Origin of the sequence: Streptomyces pathocidini (assembly GCF_001418495.1) — a bacterium.
GTDB lineage: Bacteria > Actinomycetota > Actinomycetes > Streptomycetales > Streptomycetaceae > Streptomyces > Streptomyces pathocidini.
Window position 1 is genome coordinate 1 of the sequence record NZ_LIQY01000050.1, and the last position, 12,323, is coordinate 12,323.

11 protein-coding genes and 1 pseudogene are annotated in these 12,323 nt (G+C 71.6%); 6 read left to right on the forward strand and 6 right to left on the reverse strand.

What is annotated here, in order from left to right:
• From AOK16_RS03200 to AOK16_RS27930, 3 genes are all read right to left on the reverse strand, one after another.
• Positions 1–2,359, reverse strand: a 2,359-nt coding sequence (locus AOK16_RS03200) for an MMPL family transporter (RefSeq protein WP_055470679.1), incomplete at its 3' end; no start/stop codon positions are given.
• A 342-nt stretch (positions 2,360–2,701) separates the two neighbouring features.
• On the reverse strand, positions 2,702–4,039 hold the full coding sequence (locus AOK16_RS03205) for a metallophosphoesterase (protein ID WP_055470680.1): 1,338 nt from the start codon (positions 4,037–4,039) through the stop codon (positions 2,702–2,704).
• A 12-nt stretch (positions 4,040–4,051) separates the two neighbouring features.
• Complete coding sequence (locus tag AOK16_RS27930; RefSeq protein WP_055470681.1) at positions 4,052–4,357, reverse strand: SCO4848 family membrane protein; 306 nt, start codon at positions 4,355–4,357, stop codon at positions 4,052–4,054.
• Positions 4,358–4,596: 239 nt separating this feature from the next.
• Here AOK16_RS27930 and AOK16_RS03215 point away from each other — a divergent pair, with 239 nt between their 5' ends.
• A complete protein-coding gene (locus tag AOK16_RS03215) occupies positions 4,597–5,853 on the forward strand; it encodes a D-alanyl-D-alanine carboxypeptidase family protein (protein ID WP_398719597.1) in 1,257 nt (418 codons plus the stop codon).
• On the opposite strand, the gene AOK16_RS25125 is transcribed toward AOK16_RS03215, so the two are convergent.
• From AOK16_RS25125 to trpS, 3 genes are all read right to left on the reverse strand, one after another.
• On the reverse strand, positions 5,738–6,727 hold the full coding sequence (locus AOK16_RS25125; protein WP_157859086.1) for a YihY/virulence factor BrkB family protein: 990 nt from the start codon (positions 6,725–6,727) through the stop codon (positions 5,738–5,740). The genes AOK16_RS03215 and AOK16_RS25125 overlap by 116 nt on opposite strands.
• 99 nt (positions 6,728–6,826) lie before the next feature.
• Positions 6,827–7,414 (reverse strand): 2'-5' RNA ligase family protein, encoded by a 588-nt coding sequence (locus AOK16_RS03225; RefSeq protein WP_055470684.1) that lies wholly within the window; start codon positions 7,412–7,414, stop codon positions 6,827–6,829.
• A gap of 208 nt (positions 7,415–7,622) precedes the next feature.
• Complete coding sequence (trpS, locus tag AOK16_RS03230) at positions 7,623–8,636, reverse strand: tryptophan--tRNA ligase (RefSeq protein WP_055470688.1); 1,014 nt, start codon at positions 8,634–8,636, stop codon at positions 7,623–7,625.
• Between the two features lie 95 nt (positions 8,637–8,731).
• On the opposite strand from trpS, the gene AOK16_RS03235 reads away from it, so the two are divergent.
• The 5 genes and pseudogenes from AOK16_RS03235 to AOK16_RS03255 form a co-directional block, all read left to right on the forward strand.
• Entirely contained in the window at positions 8,732–9,358 is a 627-nt protein-coding gene (locus tag AOK16_RS03235; protein ID WP_079101011.1) for an RNA polymerase sigma factor, read from the forward strand.
• Positions 9,342–9,611 (forward strand): hypothetical protein, encoded by a 270-nt coding sequence (locus AOK16_RS03240; protein ID WP_055470685.1) that lies wholly within the window; start codon positions 9,342–9,344, stop codon positions 9,609–9,611. The genes AOK16_RS03235 and AOK16_RS03240 overlap by 17 nt, the downstream gene beginning before the upstream one ends.
• A 153-nt stretch (positions 9,612–9,764) precedes the next feature.
• Entirely contained in the window at positions 9,765–10,490 is a 726-nt protein-coding gene (locus AOK16_RS03245; protein WP_157859087.1) for a hypothetical protein, read from the forward strand.
• A 114-nt stretch (positions 10,491–10,604) separates the two neighbouring features.
• Positions 10,605–11,810 carry an ornithine--oxo-acid transaminase gene (rocD, locus tag AOK16_RS03250; protein WP_055470687.1) on the forward strand — a complete coding sequence of 402 codons (1,206 nt, stop codon included), beginning with the start codon at positions 10,605–10,607 and terminating at the stop codon, positions 11,808–11,810.
• A gap of 130 nt (positions 11,811–11,940) precedes the next feature.
• Positions 11,941–12,323: pseudogene (locus AOK16_RS03255) on the forward strand (hypothetical protein); the annotation flags it as partial.

Consider the following 12,323-nt stretch of genomic DNA (forward strand, 5'->3'; position numbering starts at 1 on the left):
GTGTGGTGCGGGTGGAGGGCTGGGAATTCGGGGCGTGGGTGACCGGGGACTGAGTGATCGGGATCTGGGTGGTCGTCAGGATCTGGGTGGTCGTCGGGATCTGGGTGGTCGTCGGGGGCTGGGTGGTCGAGGGCTGGGTGGTCGAGGGCTCCACTGTCAGGTGTGGGAGAAGGCGGGAGAGCCAGGCCGGGAGCCACCAGTTGGCGGTGGAGAACAGGTGCATCAGGGCCGGGACGAGGACCGTGCGCAGGATGAAGGCGTCCAGCGCCACCGCGCCCGCCAGGCCGACGCCGAACATCGCCATCACGCGCTCCCCGCTCAGCAGGAACGCCCCGAACACACAGATCATGATCACTGCCGCCGAGTTGATGACCCGGCTGGTCTCGGCGAGCCCGACCCGCACGGCGCGCTCGTTGTCGCCGGTGTGGATCCACTCCTCGTGCATCCGGCTCACCAGGAAGACCTGGTAGTCCATCGAGAGGCCGAAGAGCAGCGAGCCCATGATGACCGGGAGGAACGCCTCGATCGGCCCTTCCCGCCCCCCGCCCAGGAGTTCGCCGGCCCAGCCCCACTGGAAGATCGCGACGAGGGCGCCAAAGGAGGCCGCCGCGGCGAGCAGGTTCATCGCCGCGGCCGTGAGCGGCACCACCAGGCTGCGGAACGCGACCAGCAGCAGCGCGAAGCCGAGGGCGACGATCACGCCGATGAACACGGGGAGTTTGCCGGTCAGCACGGCCGCGAAGTCCTTGAACATCGCCGTCTGCCCCCCGACGTACGCGCGCAGGGCGCCGCCGCGCTCGGCGGCCGGCACGGTCTCGGCTCGCAGCCGGTCGATCAGCTCGTCGGTCTCCTCTGACTGCGGTGCGTGGGCGGGGACCACTTGGACCACGCCCGTCGCGGCACCCGGGACGAGCGGCACGGCCTCGGCCCGGGCCACCCCGGGTGTCGAACGCGCCAGTTCCGCCAGCCTGTTGAGCTCTGCCTGCCCGTCTCCGCTCGCGGTCGTGTCTCCGGCTCCGCCGCCGTCCCGCAGTTCGGCGAGGATCGTCAGCGGGCCGTTGAAGCCGGGGCCGAAGCCCTCGGCCAGCAGGTCGTACGCCTGCCGGGTGGTCGTCGTCTCCGGGTTGTTGCCCTGGTCTGAGGAGCCGAGGCGCAGGGACAGCGCGGGCACGGCGAGGGCGGCCATCACGACCACCGCCAGCAGGGCGAGCGGTCGCGGATGCCGCTGCACGAAGCCCGACCAGCGCACGGCCGCGCCCTTCTCGGCCACGTCGGGCTCCGGTCCGTGCGCCGCGAGCCCGCGCCGCTGGTGGCGACTGAGCACCCGCACCCCCAGCACGCCGAGCAGCGCGGGCAGCAGCGTCACGGCGGCCGCCACCGTCAGGACGACCGTCAGGGCCGCGGCGAACGCCATCCCGTCGAGGAAGCTCAGGCGGAGCGCCAGCATGCCCAGCAGCGCGATGCAGACCGTGCCGCCTGCGAACAGCACCGCGCGCCCCGAGGTGTTGACGGCCTGCACGGCCGACTCCTCCGGCGTGCGGCCGCGTTGGATGCCTTTTCGGTGGCGGGTGACGATGAACAGCGCGTAGTCGATGCCCACCCCGAGCCCGACCAGCATCGACAGCATGGGCGCCACTTCGGGCACATCCGTCGCATGGCTGAGCAGAATGATCCCGGACGCGGCCACCCCGACCCCGAACAGGGCAGTGAAGATCGGCAGCAGCATCGCGTAGAGCGAGCCGAAGGCGAGAAACAGGACCACGGCGGCGGCCGCGACGCCGACCAACTCGGCGAGGTGGGCCGGGGGTTCCTCGGCCAGCTGCACCGCGTTGCCGCCGACCTCCACCGCCAGGCCGTCCCGCGCCGGTGCCCGCGCCGCGTCGACGAACGCCTTCATCCGTTCGGCCGTCAGCTCCTCCCCCGGCTTGGTGAAGGTCACCGTCGCGTAAGCCGTGCGCCCGTCCCGACTGATCTGCGCCCCGCCCCGGGGCTCGTACGGACTCGCGACCGAGCCGACATCCGGGAGCCCGGCCACTTCGGCCAGGGCGGCCGACATCGCGCGCCGTACACCGGGGTCGCGGACGGTCCCGCTGTCCGGCCCTCCGGCCGTTTCGCCGCCGGCCGCGCCGTCCGGGCCGCCGACGTGCCAGACAATGGTGTCGGCCTCCCCCGAGCGGCCGGGAAAGGCCTTCTCCATCAGCCTCATGACCTGGGCGGACTCGGTTCCTGGCAGCTCGAAAGCGTCGGCGTACCGGTCCCCCAGCGCGCCGCTCGCGCCCGTCACTCCGCCCAGGGCGAGCACCCAGAGCAGGATCACCGTCCACTTGTGCCGGAAACACCAGCGCGCCAACGTGCCCACGACCGCGACTCCCGTCCGTCCGCGAGAGGTTCCGACGGTCTCCGCGGAGCTGCGGCCCCCGCGACCTCTCGCTTCTTCTACACCGGCCGCCGAACATCGGTTCCACGGCACACCGCACTGGAGTCAACGAGACCGGACAGCGGACGGATGCGTGCGCCGCCGACGGTCCGGCGGTCGGTGGACGGTCAGGTGCCGTACGGGGAAGCTGTGGTTGCACTCGGGCGTCACGACCGCGAACGCGTCGGCGGCGGCCGGGGAACTCGGCACGGCCGGCGCCAACGGCCGTCTCGGGCGCGGGTGTCATCGACGGCGAGTCGGAGCCGAGCGGGGTGCCGCGGGGATTCAGGCCTGCTTCGAGGCGAGCGTGACGATCGTGATGTCCGACTCCGCACCCACCCGAACCGGCGGCCCCCACGCTCCCGCACCCCGCGTGACATACAGCTGGGTGTCGCCGTAGCGCTCGAGGCCCGCGACGGTCGGGTTGGCGAGCTCGGCGACGTAGTTGCCGGGCCAGAGCTGGCCGCCGTGGGTGTGGCCGGACAGCTGGAGGTCCACGCCGTACCTGACCGCGTCGTGGATCACGACCGGCTGGTGGGCGAGGAGGACCGAGGCGCGCGCCGGGTCGCGGTCGCCCAACGCCCGCTCGTAGTCCGGGCCTTGGGCCGGTTCCTGGTCCTCGCCCGCGAGGTCGTTGACCCCGGCCAGGTCGAAGCCGGGCAGCTCCACGCGCGCGTTCTCCAGCGGGTGGACGCCGAGTTCGCGGACGTGGTCGACCCACTCGGCGGCCCCGGAGAAGTACTCGTGGTTGCCGGTGACGAAGTACGAGCCGTGGCGGGCGCGGAGCCGGGACAACGGCTCGGCCGCGGGGCCCAGGTCGGCGACGCTGCCGTCGACGAGGTCGCCGACGATCGCCACCAGGTCGGGCTGGGCGCGGTTGATCGTGTCCACGATTCGCTGGGTGTGGGCACGGCCCAGGATGGGACCGAGGTGGATGTCGCTCACAACAGCGATGCGGTAGCCGTCCGCGCCCCGCGGCAGCTTCGCCAGGGGCACGCGGATCCGCTTGAGCGCAGGGCCGTTGAGCACGTCGTACGCCCCGTAACCGACGGTCCCGAGCGCCGCCGCGGACGCCGCCAGGGCGACGCTCCGGGCCACGAACAGCCGCCGGGTGGGGGCGGTTGGGGCAGCGGCCGTGCCGTCTCCCCCGACCGGCTGCTCGGACCCGGCCTCGTCTATAGGTCGGGCGTCCTTCGAGGCGGCCGTGTCTCCCGCCACTCCCCCGCCGTCCGCCGCCAGGACCGCGACCGGAGCCGAGGCCGGTGCGGGGGCGCTCGGCGCGGCGGCGGCCCGCCCGGCGTCCCGGGCCGCGAGCCAGCGCCCGAGCAGTGGCCGCACCGCCTCCCCCACCAATACGGCCAGGGTCAGGTAGAGCAGCACTGCGAGCCACAGATAGCCGGGCCACGCGAGCGCCTGCTCGACGGCGAACGGCGCCCCGGACCGGCCGCCGACCAGCGCGCCCACCGTGGTCAGCGGCAGGACGACGGCCGCGGCTGTGCCGACCCGCCGCCCCCATCCGCCGGGCGCGGTGGTGTCCCGTACGAGCCGCCGCCACAGGTACCAGTGCACGCCGCCCAGCAGCCCGAGGACCATCAGCGCGACAAGGACGAAGACCACGACCATCTCCGGCGGCCCTTACCGTGCCGGCCCGGCGGGCGCGGAGTTCTCCCGCGCCCGCTCGCCGGAGCCCCCGCCATCGGCAGTTTTACGCCAAAGGACCCGTACACCGCGCAACCCGATGAGGCCGACGGCCGTCCCCAGAAGAAAGGACGTGACGGCGAGCAGCAGATGCACCCAGAAGTAGGCGGTCGGATCGCCGGCGGGGTCGAAGGCGAGCCCGCTCGCGTCGTTCCACAGGTTCTTGACGAAGGTGATCCAGATGAACCAGCTCCACACCCCGAAGGCGAGGAGGAACCATGAGGCGGGGCGGGAAAGCTTCATACGCTCCAGTATCACCACCGGTGCCGGGGGACGGCCGGTGGGGTGTCCTGGAGCGTGTGGTCCGCACCACGGTGTCCCCATGCCCCATGTCACACTGTAATTTCAGCGACGTGTCCGCATTCCTCGCCGCGTCCCCCGACGCCTCGCCCTCCGCCGGATTTGGTCGATCCGCTTCCGGATCTGGTCGATCCGCTTCCGTTCCTGCCCGGCGCAGGCCCGTGCCCCGCTACCACGGCGCGGTGTTGACGATCGCCGCCGCCGCGCTGCTGCCCTTCCTCGCGGCCGGCCCCGCGCACGCGGTCGGCAGCGACAAGCAGCAGGAGAAGGAGAAGCAGCCGCGCCCACCCGCGAAGATGTCGGCGGTGGGCGGCCAACTGCTGTCCCGGCCGGGCACGCAGGTCAAGCTCGGACCCGGGGCGCCGAAGCTGCCGAAGAAGCTCTCGGGCCGCTCATGGGTGGTGGCCGACGCCGAGTCGGGCGAGGTGCTGGCGGCGCACAACGCCCACTGGAAACTGCCGCCGGCCAGCACCCTGAAGATGCTGTTCGCGGACACCGTCCTGCCCAAGCTGCCCAAGGACTACGAGTACAAGGTCGACTCCAAGGACCTCGAGGGCATGGGCGAGGGCAGCAGCACGGTCGGCATCAAGGAGCACCTCACCTACTCGGTGCACGACCTGTGGCTCGGCGTCTTCCTTCGCTCCGGCAACGATGCCGTGCACGTCCTGACGGCGATCAACGGCGGCCAGGACAAGACCGTGCAGGAGATGCAGCAGCACGCGGACGAGCTGAACGCGACCGACACGCATGTGGTGACCCCCGACGGCTATGACGCCAAGGGCCAGGTCAGCAGCGCCTACGACCTGACGCTCTTCGCCCGCTCCGGATTGCAGAACGCGGACTTCCGCGAGTACTGCTCGACGGCCAGCGCGCAGTTCCCGGGCGAGGTCAAGAAGGACAAGAAGACGAAGAAGTCCAAGCGGGAGTCGTTCGCGATCCAGAACACCAACCGCCTGCTGACCGGCGACTTCGGGCTCGACCCGTACGAGGGCCTGGCGGGGGTGAAGAACGGTTACACCTCCCACGCCGGCTCGACCTTCACCGGGGTCGCGCAGCGCGGCGACCGGGTCCTTCTCGTGACGGTCATGAACCCGTCGGAGAACGGGCACGACCAGGTCTACAAGGAGACGGCCTCGCTGCTGGACTGGGGATTCAAGGCAGCGGGCAAGGTCGAGCCGGTCGGCGAACTCGTCGCCCCCAAGGGCACCGGCCAGGAGCAGGCCGGGAGGGACAGCGGCGGCGCCGCGGATCATGAGGACCACGCCAAGGCGTCGGTCGCCTCGCCCGCGGACGACTCCGGCGGGATGTGGACGGCGGTCGGGCTCATCGGTGGGGTGCTGGTGGCGCTGGGCGCCGGGATTCTGCTGGTGCACCGCCGCTGGCCGCTTCCCGAACTGGTCCGCCGCCGCCCCCGGGGGGCACAGGGCCCTCAGGGCTGACCGCGCCCTCCTCGGCCTCGTCCGGGCTGCTGTGCTGCGTCGCCGTCCACGCGGCGCAGTACAGCAGCAGCTTGGACATGAAGTTGATCCACAGCAGGAGCGCGACGGGCACGCCGAACGCGCCGTAGACACTCTTCCCCGCGACCCCCTGGAAGTAGCCGCTGAGCAGCATCTTCAGCAGCTCGAAGCCGACGGCCCCCAGCAGCCCGGCGACGACGACCGAGCGCCGGCCGGGACTCACCTGGGGCAGCCGGGTCAGTACGTAGGCGAGCAGCAGGAAGTCGGCCACCACGGAGATGGCCACGCCAGCGACGAACAGCAGGGCGTGCCCGACCCCGCCCCTGGACAGGCCGAGTTGGTCGGTGACCCAGCCGACGGCGCTGCTGGCGAAGGCCGAACCGCCGGCAGCGATCAGCCCGACCACCCCGAGCCCGGCGAGCACCGCCAGGTCCTTGAGCTTGAGCAGCACCGGGTTGCCCGGGCTCTCCTCCTTCTGCCACACCGCCCGCAGGCACTCTCGCAGCGAACCGACCCAACCCACGCCGGTGAACAGCAGCAGCGCGCCGGCGATCAGCCCCACGGTTCCGGCGTTGGCGACCAGGCCGTCGATGTCGAGCTGCTCGGAGATGCCCGGAACCTGCTTCGCGGCCTTGTCCTGGAGATCGTCCAGCTGCTCCTGGCTGAGCAGCACGGCACCGATCGCGGCGCCGACGGTGATCAGCGGGAACAGGGCGATGAAGCTGATGAAGGTGATGGCGGCGGCGAGCCGGTTCCAGTGCACCGTCTCCAGCCGGTCGTACGCTCGCCACGCGTGCGTACGCATCAGCCGGGCGACGACGGGGCCGACCACGGGCAGTTTGGTGAGCCAATCCATGCCGGACGCCTACCCATTGGCGGCTTCCACGCTCACGCGCGGACCGCAATCACCCGTTCCGGTGATGACCCCGGGCCGGTGGGGGCTTACGGGTGCCGGTCAGGGGCGTACGGAATGCGCAGGCGCGTCCACGGGGCAGGCCTGCGCGGGCACGCCGGGGGCGGCGAGGGCCTCCCCGAAGGGGTAGTCGCGCAGCTTGCGCCACTGGCCGTCCGCACCCTGCTCGTAGAGCGCGAACCCGGACGCGGTCCAGGACGCGGCGTACTCCGCCAGCTCCTCGTATGCCCGGTCCATCGCCTCCTCGGCGATGCCGTGCGCGACCGTCACGTGCGGGTGGTAAGGGAACTGCAGCTCGCGCCGGACCGGGCCGGAGCGGACCCGCTCCTGGAGCTCGGCGCACTCGGCGATGCCCTCGGCCAACTTGACGTAGACGACCGGGGAGAGCGGGCGGAAGGTGCCGGTGCCCTCGAGCCGCATGGGGAACGGGCGTCCCGCCATGGCCACGCGCGCGAGGTGGCGGCGGAACGCGGGCAGGTCCGCGCTCGCGACCTCGGTGGGCGGGAGGAGGGTGACGTGCGTCGGGATGCCCTGGGCCGCGGGGTCACCGAAGCCCGCGCGCCGCTGCTGGAGCAGGCTGCCATGGGGCTCCGGGACCGCGATCGAAACGCCGAGCGTTACGGTCCCCACGTCGGTCTCCTCTGCTGCTTGTGCGACCGCGGGTCTGCGGCCGATCCCTGCCAGTGTGCCGGGTGCGCGGCTCGGAGCGCGAGCGTCCTCGGTCCCCCGCGAGCGGGTCGAGGGGCCCCGGCGTCGGGACCCTCGACCTGTCCGTTCGTCCTCGCAGACCCGTTTGTGCTGGTCGCGGCGGTTTCAGGCGGGATGGTGACGGTCGGCGTCAGTGCTTGGCGGGGAGGAAACCCACCCGGTCGTAGGCCTGGGCCAGGGTCTCCGCGGCGACGGCGCGGGCCTTCTCCGCGCCCTTGGCCAGGATCGAGTCCAGCGTCTCGGGGTCGTCGAGGAACTCCTGCGTCCGGGCCCGGAACGGGGTCACCCAGTCCACGAAGACCTCGGCGAGATCCGTCTTGAGCGCACCGTAGCCCTTGCCCTCGTACTTCTTCTCGAGTTCAGAGACACCGGCGCCGGTGAGGGTCGAGTAGATCGTGAGCAGGTTGCTGATGCCGGGCTTCCCGGTCTCGTCGAAGCGGATCTCGGTGCCGGTGTCGGTCACGGCGCTCTTGATCTTCTTCGCGGAGGTCTTCGGCTCGTCGAGTAGGTTGATGATGCCCTTCGGCGCGGAGGCCGACTTGCTCATCTTGATCGCCGGGTCCTGGAGATCGAAGATCTTCGCGGTCTCCTTGACGATGTACGGCGCGGGGACGGTGAAGGTCTGGCCGTACCGGCCGTTGAAGCGCTCCGCCAGGTCGCGGGTGAGCTCGATGTGCTGGCGCTGGTCCTCGCCGACGGGGACGGCGTTGGCCTGGTAGAGCAGGATGTCCGCGATCTGCAGGATCGGGTACGTGAACAGGCCGACGGTGGCCCGGTCGGCGCCCTGCTTGGCCGACTTGTCCTTGAACTGCGTCATGCGGGAGGCCTCGCCGAAGCCGGTGAGGCAGTTCATGACCCAGCCGAGCTGGGCGTGCTCGGGCACGTGGCTCTGCACGAACAGCGTGCACCGGTCGGGGTCGAGCCCGGCGCCGAGGAGCTGGGCGGCGGCGAGGCGGGTGTTGGCACGCAGTTCGGCGGGGTCCTGCGGAACGGTGATCGCGTGCAGGTCGACGACCATGTAGAACGCGTCGTGCGTCTCCTGCATCGCAACCCACTGCCGTACCGCACCGAGGTAGTTCCCGAGGTGGAACGAACCGGCGGTGGGCTGGATACCGGAGAGCACGCGCGGGCGATCAGAAGCCATGCGGCCCATTCTCTCAGGTACGGAACCCAACTTCGCCGTCCGGTGTAGGAACAGTGTGAGGACGCGGGAGGGGGGCCGCTCAGGTGATCAACAACATGGCCGAGAAGGTTGCCGTGGAGGCTTCCGACCACTCGGCGGCGGGCGACGAGGCCGCCGTGATCGCACGGATCCGGGCCGGGGAGCCGGAGGCGTACGCGCATCTGGTCCGGGCGCATACGAGGATCGCGCACCGCACGGCGGTTCTGCTCGGGGCGGGCGCCGACGCGGAGGACGTGGTGCAGGTCGCCTTCCTGAAGGCGTACCAGTCGTTGGAGCGCTTCCGGGAAGGGGCCGCGTTCCGTCCATGGCTGCTGCGGATCGTCGCCAACGAGACGAAAAACACAGTACGGGCGGCGGGACGGCTGCTCGCGGCGGTAGAACAGGAAGCCGCGCTGATGCCGGCCAAGCTGCCGTTAACGGACTCGGTCGACCCGGCGGCCGCGGTGCTCGCGAGCGAACGCCGCTCGCTGCTGCTCGCGGCGCTGGAGGAGTTGGGGGACGAGCACCGGCAGGTGGTGACCTACCGCTATCTGCTGGAACTGGACGAGGCGGAGACGGCCGAGGCGCTGGGCTGGCCGCGCGGCACGGTCAAGTCCAGGCTGAGCCGCGCCCTGCGGCGGCTGGAGCTCCTGCTCGGGCGACTGGGTGTGGAGGGAGGTGAGGGAAGTGACGGACACGCATGACGGGCCGGACGGTTCGGAGGATCTGAGCGGCACGGACGGCACGGGCGGCCGGGACGGTTCGGAGCGGGAGCCGCTGCCGGGTGAGCTGCGGGCTCTGGGGCGGGCGATACGGATACCGCCGCTGAACGCCGAGACGATGGTGGAGCGCGTGCTCGCCGAACTGCTGGCGCAGGCGCGGGCCGAGCGCGCACAGGCCGAGGAAGGCAAGCCCGCACGAAAGTCGGACGACGAGCGCGGGGAGCGCGAATCATGAACCGCGGGCGGCGAGTTGGGGCGGAATTGGGGCGGGAATCCGGATTCTGGAACCTGGGGGGCTCGAGCGGTGTACCAGAGGTGACACGGTGCGAACGCGCCGCGCAGACCGCGAGACCGACCGTACGTTGACCGACCGCAAGTTGGGGGAATCATGCGACGCTTCGCCGCTCTGGCGTGCACCGCAGCGGCCGCGCTGGCCGCTTTACTGACCGCTTCCCCGCCGGCAGCCGCCGGCGGACCCACGACCGTGCTGATCACCTCGCAGACCACCGAGAAGGCCGCGGCGCTGCTGACGGACACCGAGCGGTACCGGCGGCTGGAGCAGCTCCTGGGCCCGGCCACGGCCGAGCAGGCCGGGGACGACCGTGCGGAACCGGCGCTCGACGGGCGCGGGAAGGCCGCCGGGCGGCACATCGGCGTGAGCTGGATGAGCCAGGACGTCTCCGTGTGGCGCACGGACACGGTCTATCCGGACGCCGAGGCAGGCGAGGTGTGGATACGGACGGTGCCCCGGCCCTCGACCTCCCCCGGACTCCATCCGGGGGGACCCCCAGCGCTGCCCGGGAGCCCGGACCAGGGCTTCTGGCACCCGGCGGAGAGGCCCGACGACCTGCGGGCGCTGCTGAAGGACCTCGGGGTGATGGGTGAGGAGCGGGCCCGGGCGGGCAGACCACCGGGCAGGACCGCGGCGGGCGAGGGGAGAGCCGTTCCGGCGGCCGTCGGATCGGAGTCCGGCGGACCGGCCTGGTGGTGGGGCGTGCCCGGCTTCGCCGTGGGGATGGGCATCGGCTGCGGCGGCACCCTGCTCATGCGCCGCTGGCTGAGCCGGAGCAGTCTGGACGAACCAGGACCAAGGCGACACCTTCTGGACATATAGCCCCTTCAGTGCTCTGAGCTGTGCTGAAGCTGTTGCCAAAGGTTTCTTCGTCAACCGGTCGAGCGACGATAGAAATGAGCAGCAACCCGCAGTCACACCGAACGGAGTCCCCCCGTGACGACCACCGAGAGCAGCATCGCCGCCGCCGAGGCGCACAGCGCGCACAACTACCATCCGCTGCCCGTGGTCGTCGCGTCCGCCGAGGGCGCCTGGATGACGGACATCGAGGGGCGGCGCTACCTCGACCTGCTGGCCGGATACTCCGCGCTCAACTTCGGACACGGCAACCGTCGGCTGATCGACGCCGCCAAGGCGCAGCTGGACCGGGTGACGCTCACGTCCCGGGCGTTCCACCACGACCGGTTCGCCGACTTCTGCACGCAGCTGGCCGAGCTGTGCGGCATGGAGAAGGTGCTGCCGATGAACACCGGGGCCGAGGCCGTCGAGACGGCGGTGAAGACGGCCCGCAAGTGGGGCTACCAGGTCAAGGGGGTTCCGGCCAACCAGGCGAAGATCGTTGTGGCCCGCAACAACTTCCACGGGCGGACCACGACCATCGTCAGCTTCTCGACGGACGCCGAGGCGCGGGCCGACTTCGGGCCGTACACGCCGGGGTTCGAGATCGTGCCCTACGGGGACCTGACGGCCCTCGAGGAGGCACTGACCGACAACACCGTGGCCGTGCTGCTGGAGCCGATCCAGGGTGAGGCCGGAGTGCTCGTGCCGCCGGCGGGCTACCTTCCGGCGGTGCGGGAGCTGACCCGTCAGCGGAACGTGCTGTTCATCGCGGACGAGATCCAGTCCGGTCTCGGCCGCACCGGCAAGACCTTCGCGTGTGAGCACGAGGGCGTGGTGCCCGACATGTACGTGCTGGGCAAGGCCCTCGGCGGCGGCGTCGTGCCGGTCTCGGCGGTGGTGTCCTCGGACGAGGTCCTGGGGCTCTTCCGGCCGGGCGAGCACGGCTCCACCTTCGGCGGGAACCCGCTGGCCTGCGCGGTGGCCCTCGAGGTGATCGCGATGCTGAAGACCGGCGAGTACCAGCAGCGGGCGACCGAACTGGGCGAGCACCTGCACGCCGAACTGGGCCTGCTGATCGGTGGCGGGGCCGTGGAGGCGGTGCGGGGCCGTGGTCTGTGGGCGGGTGTCGACATCGCGCCCAGCCACGGCACGGGCCGCCAGATCTCCGAGCAGTTGATGGCGCAGGGCGTCCTGGTCAAGGACACCCACGGCAGCACGATCCGGCTCGCGCCGCCGCTGGTCATCAGCAAGGAGGACCTGGACTGGGGCCTCGACCGGCTGCGCGCCGTACTGGCCGGATAGCGGGAGGGCCGAAAGGCCGGACAGACCGGGGAACCGGGGCGGTCCCGCGAAGGGCCGCCCCGGGCCACCGGAGCAGTGCGGATGCGGGGTCCCCGGCGGGCGGGCCTAGAGTCGGTTCGTGCTGCTTGGGATGATCTGTGCGTTGGCCTCGGCGGTCTGCTACGGGACCGCCTCCGTCCTCCAGGCCGTCGCCGCCCGGGCGACCGCCCCCGGGTCCGGCTCCGGGGTCGACGCCCGGCTGCTGCTGCGGGCGCTCCGGCAGTGGCGGTACATCGTGGGGCTCGGGCTCGACGGGCTGGGCTTCCTGCTGCAGATCGTCGCGCTGCGCTCCATCCCGATCTACGCGGTCGGCGCGGCGCTCGCGGCGAGCCTCGCCGTCACGGCGGTGGTGGCGGCACGCCTCCTCAAGACCCGTTTGCGGCCGGTCGAATGGAGCGCGGTGGGGGTGGTGTGCGGTGGGCTCGCGATGCTGGGGCTCGCGTCCGGGCCTGAGGGGGAGGAGACGGGGAGTAC